At 69.0% G+C, this 17,388-nt stretch carries 7 protein-coding genes; 2 read left to right on the plus strand and 5 right to left on the minus strand.

Annotation, left to right across the window (positions count from 1 at the left end; all coding sequences use genetic code 11):
• Positions 1–2 precede the first annotated feature (2 nt).
• Entirely contained in the window at positions 3–1,403 is a 1,401-nt protein-coding gene (locus IU452_RS04935) for a WS/DGAT/MGAT family O-acyltransferase (protein WP_195107692.1), read from the minus strand.
• A 264-nt stretch (positions 1,404–1,667) separates the two neighbouring features.
• Between IU452_RS04935 and IU452_RS04940 the strand changes: the two genes are divergently transcribed.
• Entirely contained in the window at positions 1,668–2,321 is a 654-nt protein-coding gene (locus tag IU452_RS04940) for a cutinase family protein (protein ID WP_195107693.1), read from the plus strand.
• Between the two features lie 42 nt (positions 2,322–2,363).
• On the opposite strand, the gene IU452_RS04945 is transcribed toward IU452_RS04940, so the two are convergent.
• From IU452_RS04945 to IU452_RS04960, 4 genes are all read right to left on the minus strand, one after another.
• The gene (locus IU452_RS04945; protein ID WP_195107694.1) at positions 2,364–4,061 is read right to left on the minus strand and encodes a bifunctional metallophosphatase/5'-nucleotidase; all 1,698 of its coding nucleotides are present in this window, start codon (positions 4,059–4,061) and stop codon (positions 2,364–2,366) included.
• A 59-nt stretch (positions 4,062–4,120) separates the two neighbouring features.
• Positions 4,121–4,819, minus strand: a complete 699-nt coding sequence (locus tag IU452_RS04950) for a polysaccharide deacetylase family protein (protein ID WP_195107695.1) — start codon at positions 4,817–4,819, stop codon at positions 4,121–4,123.
• A 116-nt stretch (positions 4,820–4,935) separates the two neighbouring features.
• A complete protein-coding gene (locus IU452_RS04955) occupies positions 4,936–6,963 on the minus strand; it encodes an SDR family oxidoreductase (RefSeq protein ID WP_195107696.1) in 2,028 nt (675 codons plus the stop codon).
• A gap of 325 nt (positions 6,964–7,288) precedes the next feature.
• Positions 7,289–7,969, minus strand: a complete 681-nt coding sequence (locus IU452_RS04960; RefSeq protein ID WP_195107697.1) for a heme oxygenase (biliverdin-producing) — start codon at positions 7,967–7,969, stop codon at positions 7,289–7,291.
• A 403-nt stretch (positions 7,970–8,372) separates the two neighbouring features.
• Here IU452_RS04960 and IU452_RS04965 point away from each other — a divergent pair, with 403 nt between their 5' ends.
• The gene (locus tag IU452_RS04965; protein ID WP_195107698.1) at positions 8,373–17,348 is read left to right on the plus strand and encodes an amino acid adenylation domain-containing protein; all 8,976 of its coding nucleotides are present in this window, start codon (positions 8,373–8,375) and stop codon (positions 17,346–17,348) included.
• Positions 17,349–17,388: the final 40 nt, after the last annotated feature.

A 17,388-nucleotide genomic window follows, 5' to 3' on the forward strand; every position in this document is an offset into this window, starting at 1 on the left:
GGTCAGTCCGTGTCGCGGGCCGCTTTCAGCAGTTCGGTGATGGCGTCGTGCACGGCGTCGGCCATCGTCTCGAGGTCGGGCACGAGCTCACGGCAGGCGATGAAGCCGAAGTCCAGATGCCCGCCGGAGGACAGCACGGTGACATTGAGGCCCGCGCCGTGGAACACCGGGCCGAACGGATACATCGAGTCGATGCGATAACCCAGGAAATACAGGGGTGCCTGCGGGCCGGGCACGTTGGACACCACCAGGTTGTGCACCACCGGATGCCGTTCGGCCAGGCGGAAATTGGAGTAGACCCGCGCGGCCAGCTGGAAGGTGTTCGGCGGCGCGTACTTCGCCCAGTCCTGCAGGAAGTCCGCGCCGATCAGGTCGTGCTCGGCCTTGGCGCCGCGATTGGCCTCGGCGATCAGCCGCAACCGTTCGACCGGATCGGCCACGTCGGTGTAGAGCCGACAGAACAGCGTCGACACCTTGTTGATGCCCTGCTCGTGGCGCGAGGTGCCGTGTGTCGACACCGGCACCGACGCGAACAGCGAGGTGTCGGGCAGCTCACCGCAGGCCTGCAGGTAGTCGCGCAGCGCACCGGCCACGACGGCGAGCACCACGTCGTTCACCTTCACCCCGAATGCGGACTTGATGTCCTTGATCTCGGCCAGGCTCGCCTTGGTGAACGCGACCGAGCGGTGCGGGCTGATGGTGCGGTTGAACGGCGTGCGCGGCGCGGTGAACGGAGTCGCCATGCCCTTCTTGTCGCTTCGCCGCCGCTCCACGAAACCGCCCAGCATGCCGAGGGTTTTCGGCACCATGCCGAACGCGCCGAGCTTGGCCGGGAACCGGAGCAGGCCTTCCGCGGCGAGCTTCAGGTCGTTGGGCTCGGATTCGGTGATCCGGCGGTCCTCGTCGGGTTCGGCATAGCGCACACCCGGCTCCAGATCGCACAGGTGCATCATCATATTGGTGCCGGTGATGCCGTCCACGATCGCGTGGTGATACTTCGAGATCACCGCCACCTTGCCGCCCTCGAGTCCCTCGGCCACCCACAGCTGCCACAGCGGCCGGCTGCGGTCCAAGGGGCGACCCGCGATGTCGGCGACCAATTCGGCCAGCTCACGCCGTCCCGCGGGTGAGGGAATTCCGATGCGCCGCACGTGATAGTCGAGGTCGAAGTTCGCATCCTCGACCCAGACCGGGTGATCGAGGTCGAACGGCACCCGGTGGATGTGGCGGCGCATCGACGGCACCAGGTGCAGACGCCGGCCGAGTTCCTCCTTCAGCGCGGCGAATTCGTAGTCCATGCCGTCGGCGACGGGATCGAGAATGATCAGCGCGCACACGTGCAGGAGTTGAGTGTCGGTCTCCAAGTACAGAAAGCTGGCGTCCAGCCCGGTCATACGTTCCATGCCTACAGCCTATGAGAACGTGTTCTAGTTTGCTCGTCGAACCGGCGGGAGGTCGGTCACAGACCCGCCGGTCCTACGGCGGGGAATTGCTGTGGGGTAACCACTTTCAGGCGGATACGGTTGCGACGCGATTGGGTATCCCTCCGGCAGACTTCGTTGTCGCCCATCGGCCCGGACCGTACCGTGGGTCACAGAGGGCCGGGACAATAGTCTTTGACAAAAGTCACGCGGGCCTGCTCACAACGGCGTGAGAAGGTGAGAACAATGGGCGACCGAAAGGTGCTGCTGCCCGAAAAGTGGCGTACCGCTTGGGTATTCGGTTCCGTGCTCCTGCTGGCGGGCGTGCTGTATCCGGCCCAACCCGCACGGGCACAGGGATGTGCCGCGGTGGATGTGGTGGTGGCCAGGGGAACTCAGGAGCCCGGATATCTCGGCAGCGAGGTGGGCGATCCCCTCTTCGCGATGCTGCGGGACCGGTTGCCGATGAGCGCGAGCGCGTATCGGGTGAACTACCCGGCCGATCTGACGAATGCCTACTCGATGGGGATGGGCAGCGCGGATCTCGTTGCGCACGTGGCCGGTCGGGCCGCGGCGTGCCCGGGGCAGCGGTTCGTCCTGGTCGGGTATTCGCAGGGCGCCGCGGTGGTGCACACCGCGCTGGGCACCGGCGCCACCGAGGGGGTTCCGGGCGCGGTCCGGATGGACGGCGATCTCGCCGCGCGGGTGGCCGTGGTGCTGCTGTTCGGTGATCCGCTGCGGCTGATCGGCTGGACCGTGCCGGACGCCTACCTGTGGCGCACGGGAAACTACTGCACGCCGGGCGATCCGGTGTGCGCGGGCGGCACGAACCCGGCCTCTCACGTCGCCTACGGTGACAGCTTCGTCGGCGCCGCCAACTTCGCCGCCGACCACCTCTAGGCCCGCTGTAATCCTGGTCCCGGCAGGGTTGCGGCCGGGACCTCAGCGCTTCTCGATGCGGCCCGACGGCGGCTCGATCGGACCGTGCGTCTTCAGATAGGACTCGAAGGCATCGAGGTCCGTCGGGCCGACGCCCGCCGGGCTGCCCTGGGTGAATACGCTGAACCCATCGCCGCCGGCGGCGAGGAAGTTGTTGGTCGACACCACGTACACCGCAACCGGATTCAGTGCCTGGCCGCCGATGCGGACGGTATCGCTGAGCACCTTGTGGCCCTTGGGGGCCTTGTCGTCGTAGGCGTAGGTGATCCCGGCCACCGACAGCACGCCGGGTGTGCTCGCGTTGTCCCACTGCTGCTCCAGCAGATTCAGGATTTGCTGTCCGGTGAGCCGGACGCCGACCACCTGGTTGCCGAACGGCTGCACGGTGTAGGCCTTTTCGTAGGTGATGGGCCCGGCGCCCAGATCCGCGCGGACCCCACCGGGATTCATGAACGCCGCCACCGCCTGCTGGGGAGCGAGGGCGGCGAGCATGGCGTCGGCGATCACATCACCCAGCGGGGAGTCACCCGCGGGTGACGGTTCCCTGGACAGGGGCGCGGCCGCGGTTCCGATGACGCGTTGGCCGAGCGGTTGGGCCTGCGCGGCAAAGAAATCGACGAGAGCGGTAGCTGCAGGTTCGGGTGTGATGTCGCGGGTGACGACTCGGTTCACGGCCTCGGCGTCCACGGTGCCGTCGTGGAAGCGCAGGCGGATGTCGGTGATGATCCGGCCGAACGACGACGCCTGGGTGACGAGTTTGCCGTCGATGGTGCAGTTGTAGGCCTGATGGGTGTGGCCGGTGACCAGGACCCGGACCGCCGGATCGGTCCGGCGCGCCAGATCGGCCGCGGCGGGGGAGATGTCGGCGCAGCCGTTGTAATCGACCGGCCCGCCGTGGGTTCGCTGGGCGCCCCCGTCGTGCAGCAGGGCGACCACGGTTTCCGCGCCCGCGGCCTTCATCTCGGGCACGTACTTGTTGATGGCGTCGGTCTCGTCGCCGAAGGTGTAGCCCCGGATTCCCTCGGGCAGCACGATATTGGCGGTCGTGGGCGTGACGGTGCCGACGACGCCGATCTTGTGGCCGCCCACCTCGAGCATCGTCCACGGTCGCAGGGCGGGCGGCAGGTGACCGTTGCCGTCAGTGACGTTGGCGGCCAAATAGGGGAATTTCGCCCCGGCGAACGGTTCGCCGGGCGAGCAGCCGTCGGGCGCGCAGCCTCCGCCGGTCTGCAGGCGCGCCAACTCCTGGACGCCGTGGTCGAATTCGTGGTTGCCGACCGAGGAGGCGGCGAGCCCGATCGAGTTGAGGTAGGTGATGGTCGGCTCGTCGTGGAACAGCGCCGAGATCAGCGGGCTGGCGCTGATATTGTCCCCCGCCGAGACGACGGCGCTGTCCGGGTAGGCGGCCTTCAGTTTCGCCAGGTGTGCGCTGAGGTACGCCGCCCCACCCGCGGTATAGGTGCCGACGCGTCCGTTGCTGCCCCCGGGCGGCTGCAGATTGCCGTGTAGGTCGTTGATGCCGAACAGGTGGACCTCCCCGGGCTGCGGGGCGGGCAGATCGTCGGTGGAGACCAGCGGAATCGCCGCGGCGGTGGTCGTGGTGGGCGAGGCGGTGTCGGTCCCCGATCCACCACATCCGGCTACCGGCAGCAGGGCCAGCAGTGTCGCACAGACCCCGAGGGCACGATGACGAGCGGTCATAGGGAACGACTCTGGCAGATCCGGTTGGCGCGTGCACGGCGGCCCGGTGAATTTCCCGATCAGTGCGCGAGTAGTCCGCCCACGGTGACGAACCGATATCCCTGCGCGCGCAGCTCGCTCACGATGCGCGGGATCGCCGCGAGCGAGTTCGGCTGGTACATGGCGTGCAGCAGGATGATCGACCCGGGCCGCACGCTTGCGAGGGTGTCGGCGGCGATGCGATCGGAGCTCGCCCCGCCCTGCGAGTCCGGCTCGACATCCCACATCACCGTCGTCCGTTCATGATCGGACAGATAGGACGGCAACCCGAACAACTTCTTCCCATAGGGCGGCCGGAAGGTGATCGTGCCGCGGTAGCCGATCCGTCCGATCGCGGCGTCGGTGCGCTCCACCTCGTCTCGAACCGTATGCGGGGAGACGAAGATCAGCCGCCGGTGGGTGTAGCTGTGATTGCCGATCTCATGCCCCGCGGCGACGAGAGCCTTCCCGTACTCCGGATGCGCATCCACATCCCGCCCCACCAGATAGAAGGTCGCCGAGACCTGCTGCGCCGCAAGAGCCGCCACAATCTCCGGCGTCCGCTCCGTCGGCCCGTCGTCGAAGGTCAGTGCCACGACCTTGTCCGCGGTATCGACCCGATGAACCAGCGTCCCCGCCACCTGATAGGTCCGCGAATTCATCAGCACATACAGCCCCACCCACAATCCGACAACCACGACCAGGCCCACCGCCCCGCCGACGAGCACCCTCCGCTTCACCCGCCGCAATCTAGCAGCGCGTGCACCATTGCGCCCACCGCCGGATTCCGGCCGAGAACACGCCGGAATGACAGGGCGGACTCGGCCTCTCCGTCATCCCGGCGTGCCGGTCGAGATTACCAGTGCAGCCCGGGGATCTTGTTGGCTATGCGGGCCGCGGGGGTGGGAAGGCCCATCAGCGGCTGGACGAGTGGGGCCAGCGCCAGCAAAGGGCTGCGAGGGGCGGGCTGTTCGTCCGAGCCGGGTTCGGGCTCGGAGAGGGTCGAGGTGGCCTGGGCTGCCTTGGATTCGCCGAGCATGCGGAATCCCTGGTGCAGGATCGCCTTCTTCACCGACGGCATCACCGTGTCGACCAGTTGGGCGAACGTGCCGATGGGCGTGTCGATCCGCGCGGGACGCTCCTCCAAGGCGCGTACCACGATCGCGGCCGCCTGTTCGGGGGTGTGCACCGGGATCGAGCGGTACAGGTCGGTCGGGGCGATCATCGGGGTGCGCACCAGCGGCATCCGCACCGAGGTGAAGGTGATTCCGGCATCGGCGTTCTCGACCGCCGCGATCTCGCTGAAGGTGTCCAGCGCCGACTTGCTCGCCACATAGGCGGCGAACCGCGGCACCTTCGTCTGCACGGCAATGGAGGAGATGTTGACGAAGTGGCCGAACCGGCGTTCCCGCATCGACGGCAGCAGTGCCAGGATCAGCCGCACCGCCCCGAAATAGTTGACCGCCATGGTCCGTTCGAAATCGTGCATCCGGTCGGTGGAGTTGAGCACCGACCGGCGGATCGAGCGGCCCGCATTGTTGACGACGTAGTCGACGTGGCCGTAGTCGGCGAGCACCTGCTTCACCAGCAGCTCGACCGCCTTCTCGTCGGTGATATCGCACTGATACGCCTGTGCCGCACCGCTGTGCGCGCGCACGGCGGCCGCCGCGGCCTCGAGGTCGTCGAGGTTGCGGGCCACCATGAGCACCGTGGCGCCGCGCTGGGCGACGGCATGCGCGGTGGCCAGCCCGATCCCGGAGGACGCACCGGTGACGAGCACGATCCGGTCGCGCAGCGGATCGCCACCCACGCGGCGGCGGGCCCGATCCGGATCCAGGTGCGCACGCCAGTACTGCCAGAGCTTGTCGGCGTAGCTGTCGAACGGCGGCACGATGATCCCGCTGCCGCGCAACTGCGCCCGGGTGGAATCGGAGACGAACTCCGAGGGGAACGACACGTGCGGGGCCACCTCGGCCGGAACTCCCAGCTGCTGCAACAGGAAATCGCGCACCTGCGGCGCCCCGGGTAGATGCGACAGCGCCCGCAGCGCGGTGTGGCTGCCCGGCACCGGACCGATCCCGGTCGGTGCGCCCGCGGCCCGCGCGATGGCCGCATAGATCTCGCTGAACGGCTGCGGCTGCGGGTTGACCAGGTGGAAGGTGCGCCGGTTCAGCCCCGGCCGCAGGATGAGCTCCACCATCGCCGCGGCGACATAGTCCACCGGAACGATATTGGTGGCACCCAGATCCGGCAGCGGCACCGGCAGGTCGGACGGCAGGCCCGCCAGCCGCGCGATCGCCGGGAAGAAGTAGTACGGACCGTCGATCTTGTCCATCTCGCCGGTGCGGGAATCGCCGACGATGATCGCCGGCCGATACACCCGCCAGCGCAGGTCCTTCGCCTCGCGCACCAACTTCTCGGCCGCGAATTTCGTGCGGTGATACGGAGAAGTGAGATTCTGTCCGAGATCGAAGTCGTCCTCGAAGAACTTGCCCCTGTGATCACCGGCGACCGCCACCGACGACACGTGGTGCAGCATCGCGCCGAGCCGGGTGGCCAGCGCGATCACCGCGCGGGTGCCGTTGACGTTGGCGGCGTAGGCGGTCTCCTCGTCTGCGGTCATGTCGTAGACGGCGCCGAGGTGGATCACGTGCTGGGCCTGCGGCGGATCGTCCTGCAGCCCAAGGTGTTCCGCGGACAGATCGCCGATCAGCGGGAAGACCCGATCGCCGGCGTTCCAGCTCGCGGCGAGCTCGGCGAGTTTGGCCGCGGAGGCCTCGCGCACCAGCACGTGGACCACCGCGTCGTGGTCGTGTGCCAGCAGCCGCTGCACCACGCGCCGTCCCAGAAATCCGGTACCGCCCGTCACGATGTAGGAAACCATCGCCCCTCCTGCATTCGAACCTGTTGTCGCTCAACGCTTCTGGCTAGAAGCACAACATTGCTCGTCCGACATGCGTCGGTGGATGCGGACGTGGATGAATCGGCCCCCTAACAGAAGTCGGGCCGAAGTAGGAACAACTCCGTGCCTAACTGGTGAGTAACTTTAGCCGTCCACAATTGGTGCGCGCAACAAAAAGGCGCCCCCTGTGGTGTGGGACGTGTCACCACGTGGGAGCGCCTATTGGTCTGTGTGACAGGCGGTTTGGTGTAACCGTTCGATGCAGGTGGTAATCGATCAGCAACCTTCTGGTCGCTTGTCCAATCAATCAGCCGCGCTGCCGCACCGGGAATTCCGCCGCCAGTTCCCGGAACATCGCGGTATTGAAGTCGAAGGCGCGGCGGCACTCGCCGAGCACCCGCTGGCGTTCCAGATCGTCGACGGCCAACCGGTCGAGCAGGGTGCGGTATTCCCGTTTGAAGGCAGCCGGATTCGGGATCTGGTCGAAGACGTAGAACCGTACACCGCTGCCGCGCTTGGGCAGGTGCCACAGCTTTTCGGCGGTGCCGCGGATGACCTGGCCGCCGGACAGGTCGCCGAGGTAGCGGGTGTAGTGGTGGGCGACGTACCCGGCGGGCCAGGTGCGCGCGCACTCCTCGATGCGGGCGGCGTAGGCGGCCGTGGACGGCAGCGGCGCGAGATCGTCGCGCCAGCCGTCGCCGCCGAGGTGGGCGAGATCGTCCTCGAGGTGGGGCAGCCGGGCCAGTTCGCGCCGCACGAACGGCGCGGCGACCGGATCGTCGGCGAGGGTGTCCCAGTGCTCCTCGAGGGCGCGGTACACGTGCCAGAGCTGGCCGGTGTAGCGGTAGAACGCCGCGACACCCAGGGACCCGCCGAGCATATCGCTCATGAAGGTGGAGTTCTCCGCGTCCGCATGTTGCCGCTCGGTTGCGGTGCGGATCTGAGTGGAGAACGGCACGGTCTCCGACGGGGTGGTGGTATCCGGCATGTCTACTTCCTCGTCGCGGGTCTCGGGCACGAACTATGGGTACCCTAACTACAGTCTCGACGATACCGGCCGGACCGAGCGGGGGAATCAAACTTTCGGACGGTCCGATCCCGGCCGAAAGCGTGCCGGGAAGACGGGTATGCCGGTGCCGAAGCCGCCGTATCGGGACGAAGTACGCGAGCCGGGCATGCGTGCCGACCTGCGCGGGTGATCATGGTCACCTCGTTCGTGTGAGCCTGCTTAGAACCGGTCGGCGGCGGTTAACCATGGGCGTGCCGCACCGATAACTCCAGTGACGGCCATGTCCGAAAGCCGCGGAGGAGACCATGTTCGCAGTCCATTGCCCGACCGGAGGCGGCCGGATTCTCGCCGCAGCGACGGGTCTGCGCGGCGGGAGGCGCGGGTGACCTCTGGCGAACATCCGTCTCCGCCGGGAACTCGTCGTGCCCGGCCGCCGCGCCGACGCCGCAGCTCGGTGCCGACCCTGCCGACCCTGCTGGGGCTGGCGGTCGAGGCGAATCCGGCGGGTGTCGCGGTCGTCGACGGCCGGCGGTCGATGACCTACGCCGAGTTGGATGCGTGGTCGTCGCGGCTGGCCCGGCTGCTCATCGAGCGCGGCGTTGGCCCGGAGAACCTGGTCGCCGTGGGGATTGCGCGCTCGCTGTGGTCGGTCGCGGCGGTCTGGGCGGTGGCCAAGGCCGGTGCGGCGTTCGTGCCGGTGGATCCGAACTACCCGCCGGAGCGGGTGGCCCACCTGGTGGCCGATTCGGGCGCGGTGCTGGGGCTCGCGATCTCCGCGAGCGTGCACCAACTGCCGGGTGAGGACTGGCTGGTCCTGGACGATCCCGAGGTCGACGGATCGCTCGCGCACTTCGATCCGGGCCCGGTGACCAATGCCGACCGGGTGCGGCACCTGCTCGGCACCCATCCGGCCTATGTCATCTACACCTCCGGATCGACGGGTGTGCCGAAAGGCGTGGTCGTCACCCACGGCGGCCTGGCCGACTTCTGCGCCGAGCAGCGCGAGCGGTACCGGGTGAGCGCGTCCTCGCGCACGCTGCACTTCGCCTCCCCGAGTTTCGACGCCTCGGTCCTGGAATTGCTGCTGGCGATCGGCGCGGGCGCCACGATGGTGATCGCGCCCGCCGATCTGTACGGCGGCGCGGAGTTGGCCGAATTGTTGCGGCGAGAGCGGGTGACCCACGCATTCGTCACCCCGGCCGCGCTGGCGTCGGTGGATCCGGCGGGTCTGGACGAGCTGGGCGTGGTGGTGGTCGGCGGTGAGGCGTGCCCGCCGGAGCTGGTGCACCGCTGGGCGGTACCGGTCCCGGGCGGGCGGCGGCGCTTCCACAACGGGTACGGGCCGACCGAGGCCACGATCATGACCAATATCAGCGGGCCGCTCGAACCCGGCGCCGCTGTCACCATCGGCCCTGCCATCCGTGGAATGACCGCGCGCGTGCTCGACGATCGGCTCGCGGAGGCATCCACCGGGACGGCGGGCGAGCTGTATCTGTCCGGGCCCGGCCTGGCCCGCGGTTATCACCGGCGTCCCGGGCTGACCGCCGCACGGTTCGTCGCCGACCCCTTCGGCCCGCCGGGCAGCCGCATGTACCGGTCGGGCGATATCGCCGCCGTGGCCGCCGACGGCGACGTGGAATACTTGGGGCGCAACGACTTCCAGGTGAAGATCCGCGGCTTCCGGATCGAGCTCGGCGAGATCGATGCGACGCTGGCCGCGCATCCCGCGGTGGACTACGCGGTGACCGTCGGGCGCGACACCCCGGCGGGGGAGACCGTCCTCGTCGGCTATGTGGTGGCCGCCCCGGGCGCGCAACCGGATCCGCGCCAGGTGCGCGAATTCGTGTCGGCCACTCTGCCGGTCCATATGGTCCCGGCGGTGGTCGTGGTGCTCGACCGCATTCCGCTGACCCCGGTCGGCAAACTGGACCGCGCCGCGCTGCCGGAGCCGCCGCTGTCGATGCGCGAATACCGCGCTCCGACAACCGATGCCGAGCGGATCGTCGCCGCCGCGCTGGCCGAGGTGCTCGGTGTCGAGCGGGTCGGGCTCGACGACGATTTCTTCACCCTGGGCGGCAATTCGCTGCTGGCGGTGCGCGCTGCCGCGCGAATCGGCACCGAGCTGGGCGTGCGGGTGCCGCCGCGGGTGTTCTTCACGGCGACGACGGTGACGGAACTGGCTGCGGCGGTGGGGGAGTTGCGGGCCGAGCATCGTCCCGCGCTGGTGCGGCGGGCCCGTCCGGAGCCGATGCCGCTGTCACCGGCGCAGCAGCGGCTGTGGCTGACCAACCAATTCGACACCGCGTCACCGTCGTACAACATTCCGTTCGCGCTGCGGCTGACCGGCGCGCTGGATCCGGGCGCGCTGCGCGCGGCACTGGGCGATGTGATCGAGCGGCACGAACCACTGCGGACGGTGTATCCGGCGGTGGACGGGCAACCGGTCCAGCAGGTGCTTGCGGTGACGCAGGCGGTTCCCGCGCTCGTCCCCGAACCCATTGCCGCCGACGATCTTCAGCGACGTCTCCTGGCGGGGGCGGCGGCGGGCTTCGATCTGCGGGCCGATCTTCCCTTGCGCGCCACCCTGTTCCGGCTCGCCGACGAGGACCATGTACTCGCGGTGGTCGCACACCATATCGCCTGCGACGGCACCTCGCTGGCGCCGCTGGCCCGCGATGTGGTGCTCGCCTACCAGGCGCGCGCTGCGGGGGCCGTGCCGGACTGGGCACCGCTGGCTGTCGAGTACGCGGATTACGTGCTGTGGCAACAGGATCTGCTCGGCGACGAATCCGACGACGGCTCGGTGGCCGCCACGCAGGCGCGCTACTGGCAGCGGCAGCTCGCCGGCGTGCCGGAACTGCTGGAGCTGCCGAGCGATCGGCCACGTCCGGCGGTGCCGTCGGGGCGCGGCGCGACGGCGGAGTTCCGGGTCGATGCCGACACCGTGGCCGGGCTGCGGCGCATCGCCGATGCCCACAACGCGTCGCTGTTCATGGTCGTGCAGGCGGCGCTGGCGGTGCTGCTGGCCAGGCTGTCGGGCAGCGAGGACATCACGATCGGCACCCAGATCTCCGGCCGCGGTGAACGGGCCCTCGACGATCTGGTCGGCATGTTCGGCAACACCCTGGTGCTGCGGACCCAGGTGCCCGCCGCGCAGACGTTCTCCGAGCTCCTCGATGTGGTCCGCGATACCGATCTGGCCGCCTACGAGCACGCCGACCTCGGGATCGACCGGGTCGTGGAGCTGGTGCGCCCCGGACACAGCCTCGCCTACGCTCCGCTGTTCCGGGTGTTGCTCATGCTGCAGAACTTCGAGCAGCCGCGAATTCAGCTGCCCGGGCTGACGATCGAGCAGGTGGGACTGGATCTCACCGTGGCCAAGCTGGATCTGTCGGTCACCCTCACCGAACAGCCCGGCGGCGCGGTGTTCGGTGCGATCGATTACGCCACCGACCTTTTCGACCACGCGACGGTGGAGTCGTTCGCGCGGCGGTTCGTCGCGATCCTCACCCAGGTCGGGCATGACGAGAAAATCGCCGTCGGTGACATCCCGCTGTTGTCGCGGCGCGAACGCACGCTACTGGCCGCGCTCGGCGGACCCCAGGCCAGCCCCGGCAGCCTGCTCGACCCGTTCTACGCGCAACTCGCCCGCACTCCCGACGCCGCCGCGGTGGTGTTCGAGGATCGGCGCTGGACCTATGCCGAATTCGCGGGCTGGGTGAATCGTCTTGCCCGCCACCTGATCTCGCTCGGCGTCGGCCCCGAGACCCGGGTTGCGCTCGCGATTCGCCGCTCGGCTGACGAAGTGGCCGCCATCTACGCCGTTCTCGCCGCGGGTGGCGCCTACGTCCCGATCGATCCGGACCACCCCGCCGATCGCATTCGCTACATTCTCGACACCGCTCGGCCGGTGTGCGTGCTGACTTCCGGGGAGGACCTGGAGGTGGGGGTGCGGGTCGAGCAGGTGCGGATCGACCGGCTGGAGCTGACGAGGTATTCGGCCGATCCCGTCGCCGATCCGGATCGTCGTGCACCGCTGCGGGAGACGAATGCCGCCTACGTGCTGTTCACCTCCGGATCGACCGGTCGACCCAAGGGTGTGGTGGTGACGCATCGGGCCGTGGTGAATCAGATGTGGTGGATGCGCGAGCAATACGACCTCGGGGCGGGCGAGGCGGTGCTGCACAAGACGCCGGTGACCTTCGATGCGTCGGTGTGGGAGTTGTTCCTGGCCTTGCAGGTCGGCGCGCGGCTGGTGATCGCCCGGCACGACGGCCACCTGGATCCGGAGTACCTGCTGGCGCTCGCGCGGCGACACGACGTGGTCATGCTGGAGTTCGTGCCGTCGATGCTGGCGCTGCTGCTCGGTGACGACGCCGCGGAACTCCCTGCGGGGCTGCGGTATTTCTCGCTGGGTGGGGAGGAGCTGCCTCCTGGTCTGCTCGAGCAGGTGCGCGGGCGGCATCCGGCCATCGTCGACAACACCTACGGACCCACCGAGGCCACCGTCACCTCCACCGTGCACCGGTGCACCACCGACGCCGTGGAAAACCGGGTGCCGATCGGGCGGCCCATCCGCAATACCGGTGCGCACGTGCTGGATTCGCGATTGCACCCGGTGCCACCCGGCGTCGCGGGGGAACTGTATCTGACCGGCGTGCAATTGGCCCGCGGCTACGAGGACGCGAGCGCGCAGACGGCCGCACGTTTCCTCGCCGACCCGTTCGGCGCCCCGGGCACGCGGATGTACCGCACGGGTGACCGTGTGCGGATGCGGGCCGACGGGGCGCTGGAGTTCCTGGGCCGCACCGATTTCCAGGTGAAGCTGCGCGGCCTGCGCATCGAGCTCGGGGAGATCGAGGCGGCACTGGCCGCGCATCGGTCGGTGGGCCGGGCCGTGGTGGTCGTGGCCCGCCAGGAGCGGGTCGGTGAATTCCTCGCCGCTTACGTGGTGCCTGCGGCCGGGCATACGGTCGACACCGCCGAGCTGACCGATCGGCTCGCGGACAGGTTGCCCGCCTACATGGTTCCGCATCACGTGGTGGTGCTGGAGCGGCTTCCGCTCACCCCCAGCGGCAAATTGGATCGCCGGGCGCTGCCGCCGGTGGCCGCCGTGGCGGCGACGCCGCGGTTCCGGGCCCCGGCCGCGGGTGCCGAGCAGACGATCGCCGAGATCTTCGGTGCTCTACTCGGTGTCGAGCCCATCTGGGCCGACGACAACTTCTTCGAGCTGGGCGGTAACTCGCTGATCGGCATGCGGGCCGTCGCCCGGATCAATGCCGCGCTGGGGAGCGGCTTCGGTGTGCGCGACCTGTTCGAGGCCCCGACCGTGGCGCTGCTGGCCGACCGGTCGACGCCTCCGGTCCGGTCGGCCGGCCCGGCCCTCGCGGCCCGCCCACGCCCGCCGCGGTTGCCGCTGTCGTTCGCGCAGCGGCGCATGTGGTTCCTCAACCGGCTGGCGCCGGAGTCGGCCGCCTACACCATCCCGCTCGCGGTGCGGCTCACCGGGCAGCTGGATGTGGCGGCGCTGGCGGCCGCCGCGGCCGATGTGCTGGACCGGCACGAGGCCTTGCGCACCCGCTACCCGGCCGATGCCGAGGGGCCCTATCAGGAGATCGTGCCCGCCGCCGAGGTGCCGCTGACTCTGCAGCCGCAGGATGTCGATCCCGAGGCACTCCCGGCGCGGCTGGCCGAGATCGTCGGTGCGCCTTTCGATGTCACGGCCGAGGTCCCGGTGCGTGCTGCGCTGCTGCGTGCGGCCGCCGACGCGCACGTGCTGGTATTGGCTATCCATCACATCAATGCCGACGGCTTCTCGATGGGGCCGCTGGCCCGCGATCTGGCGCTCGCCTATGCCGCGCGCGCGGCAGGCGCGGCCCCGGCGTGGTCGCCGCTGCCGCTGCAGTACGCGGATTACGCACTGTGGCAACGGGATACGCTCGGTCCCGACAATGTTACGGACAGCCTGGCGGCCCGCCAGCTCGCGTACTGGACCGAAGCTCTCGCCGGAATTCCGGATCAGCTCGACCTGCCCTCGGATCGGCCGCGGCCGCCGGTGGCCTCCCAGCGTGGCGCCGTGCACCGCTTCGTGCTCCCGGCGGACCTGCATCGAGGCCTCGGAACCTTGGCGGCACAGGCGAATTCGACACTATTCGCGGCGGTGCATGCGGCGTTCGCGGTGCTGCTGGCGCGACTGTCGGGGAGCGGCGATATCGTCATCGGCTCGCCGATCGCGGGTCGCGGTGCCGCCGAACTGGACGATCTGGTCGGCATGTTCGTCAACACTCTGGTCCTGCGCACGGAGGTCCGTCCCGAGGTCTGCTTCCGTGAGCTGCTCGCTCGGGTGACCGCGACCGACCTGACCGCCTTCGACCACGCGGACATCCCGTTCGAACGGCTGGTGGAGGTGCTGGATCCGCCTCGATCGCAGTCCCGCAACCCGCTGTTCCAGATGATGCTGGTGCTGCAGAACCAGCAGGCGCCCCGGATGGATCTCGGCGGCCTGTCCCTCGACCTGCTGCCCGCGCACACCGGCGTCTCGCAGTTCGACCTGGGACTCACCCTGACCGAGCAATTCGACGCCGAAGGTGCTCCCGCGGGCATCGTGGCCGAATTGACCTATGCCACCGACCTTTTCGACCGCCATACCGCCGCATCGTTCGCCGAGCGCTATCACCGCATCCTGACCGCCGCGGTGACCGCTCCCGACACGGCCGTCGGCGACATCGAACTGCTCTCGGCGACCGAACGAGCCGCGCTGTCGGCGCTGTCCGCCGGTCCTGCGGCCCCGATCGACGAGACCGGCACTCTCCCCGCACAATTCACCGATCAAGTGCGCCGCACCTGCGATGCCCCTGCGGTGACCTTCGCCGACACCACCCTCACCTATGCCGAGTTCGACGCCCGCGTGAACCGCCTCGCCCGCTGGCTGATCGCGCAGGGCGTCGGCCCGGAGTCCCTGGTGGCGGTGAATATGCACCGCTCTCTCGACCTGCTGATCTCCCTCTACGCAGTCCTCGCCGCCGGTGGCGCCTACGTCCCCCTCAACCCCGACCACCCCGTCGACCGCAACCACTACATCCTCGACACCGCCCGCCCCACCCTGATCCTGAGCGCAGGCTCCGACGCTGCCCTGAATCCGGTGTCGACCGCAGGGAATCCGACCCGACGGTCCGGCACAATCGCCGACAGCGGCAATCTGGCCGCCGGTGAGGTGCGGGTGGACCGGCTGGATCTGTCTGCCTACTCGGCGCAGACGGTTACCGATGCCGAGCGGCGGGGTCCGCTGCGGCCCGGGAATACCGCCTATGCGATCTTCACCTCCGGGTCCACCGGACGGCCGAAGGGGGTGGCGGTGAGTCATCGGGCGGTGGTGAATCATCTGTGGTGGCAGCGGTCGCTGTACCCGGATCTCGGGCCCGGCGATGCGATGCTGCAGAAGACGCCGGTGACCTTCGATGTGTCGGTCATGGAGCTGTTCCTGCCGCTGCAGGTGGGTGCGCATCTGGTGGTGGCACGGCAGGACGGGCACCTGGACCCGGAGTATCTGCTGGGGCTGGCTCGGCGGTATCCGGTGGCGATGATGAACTTCGTGCCGTCGATGCTGGCCCTGATACTCGGTGACGAGGCGGCCGAATTGCCGTCGACCGTGCGGTATTTCGTCGTCGGCGGCGAGGAGCTGACACCGGCGCTGCTGGAACGCAGCCGTCGCCATCCCGGAATCGTCGACAATCACTACGGTCCGACCGAGGTCACCGTCGGCTCGGTCATGCATCGGTGCGTCGGCCCGGTCGGTGAGCGCGTGCCGATTGGGCGGCCCGCGGCCAATACCGAAGCCTACGTGCTCGATTCGCGACTGCGGCCGGTGCCGACCGGTGTTGCGGGGGAGTTGTATCTGTCCGGTGTGCAGGTGGCTCGCGGCTATGTGCACCGGCCGGGTCTGACCGCCGAACGGTTCGTCGCCGATCCGTTCTCCGGAACCGGTGAGCGCATGTATCGCACCGGTGATCTGGTGCGGTGGAATCGTGATGGTGTGCTGGAATACCTGGGCCGCACCGACTTCCAGGTGAAGCTGCGCGGCCTGCGGATCGAGCTGGGTGAGATCGAGGCCGCGTTGGTCGCGCTCCCGCAGGTTCGGCAGGCGGCCGCGGTCGTCGCGTCGGAGCCACGGCTCGGGGACCGTTTGGTCGCCTACGTCGGCACGGCATCGGATTTCGATCCGGATGCGGCGAAGCAGGCGCTGGCCCAGCGGCTTCCGGACTACATGCTGCCGAGCGCCTTCGGGGTGCTGGACGAACTGCCGCTCAATGCCTCCGGCAAGGTGGATCGTCGCGCACTGCCCGCCCCGGTGTTCGAGCAGACCACCTACCGGCCCCCGGTCACCGCACCACAGCGGCTGGTGGTGGAGGCCTTCGCCGAGGTGCTCGGGATCGAGCGAATCGGCCTGGACGACAACTTCTTCGAACTGGGCGGTACCAGTCTGAGCGCCACCCGCGTGGTGACCCTGCTGGGCGAGCGATGCGGTATCCGGCCGCAGGTGCAGTGGTTGTTCGCCGCACCGACCGTGGCGGCGCTCGCGGAGACCCTGACCGCCGCCGGAACCCGTGCCGAGGACGGTCTCGGCGTGGTGCTGCCGATCCGCACCGAGGGCCGCGGCGCTCCGCTGTTCTGCGTCGCTCCGATGATCGGATTGGCCTGGAGCTACACGGCATTGGCCGAACACCTCCCGGACCGCCCGCTCTACGGCCTGCAGTCACCGGTCATCAGTGAACCCGACACACCGGCAGACACGGTCGAGGCCCTGGCCACCCGCCTGGTGACGGCCATCCGGACGATCCAGCCACAGGGCCCCTACCACCTGCTCGGCTGGTCACGCGGCGGCGTGATCGCCCACGCCATCGCCACCCACCTGCAGTCCGAGGGTCACGAAGTCGCCACTCTCACCATGCTGGACAGCACCCGCCACACCGACCCACAGCGCTTCCGCGCCGAACTGGCCACCGCCCTGGCCGAATTCGGCCTCGACCCGACCCCCGACGACCCCACCGCCCTGTCCGACGCCCACCTCGACCAGCTGCGAAAAGCCATCCCCACAGAACTGGTCTCGCTGACCCTGGACCAGGTCCGCCGCCTCTACACATACGCGATCACCCCGATCGAATCCGCCTACCGCCCCCAAATCTTCGACGGCGCCATCACCTACATCACCCCAACCGCGGACCCCACCCCCGATGGTGGCGGTCCCACCGAATGGCATGAGTTCACCACCGGCAGCGTGACCACCCACCCGATCCCCGCCACCCACGCCACCATGCTCACCCCCGAATTCGCTTCCACCATCGCCGCCATCCTGAGGTGAGGATCCCGTCGCCCCGGCCCTGGGGGGCCGGAGCGACGGG

The organism is Nocardia transvalensis, assembly GCF_015477765.1.
In the GTDB taxonomy this organism is placed as follows: domain Bacteria; phylum Actinomycetota; class Actinomycetes; order Mycobacteriales; family Mycobacteriaceae; genus Nocardia; species Nocardia transvalensis_A.

What these genes read in the sequence shown, in the direction of transcription:
- IU452_RS04945 (WP_195107694.1), bottom strand. Translation starts at nt 4,061, where the DNA reads ATGACCGCTCGTCATCGTGCCCTCGGGGTCTGTGCGACACTGCTGGCC.
- IU452_RS04935 (WP_195107692.1), bottom strand. Translation starts at nt 1,403, where the DNA reads ATGGAACGTATGACCGGGCTGGACGCCAGCTTTCTGTACTTGGAGACC.
- IU452_RS04940 (WP_195107693.1), top strand. Translation starts at nt 1,668, where the DNA reads ATGGGCGACCGAAAGGTGCTGCTGCCCGAAAAGTGGCGTACCGCTTGG.
- IU452_RS04960 (WP_195107697.1), bottom strand. Translation starts at nt 7,969, where the DNA reads ATGCCGGATACCACCACCCCGTCGGAGACCGTGCCGTTCTCCACTCAG.
- IU452_RS04955 (WP_195107696.1), bottom strand. Translation starts at nt 6,963, where the DNA reads ATGGTTTCCTACATCGTGACGGGCGGTACCGGATTTCTGGGACGGCGC.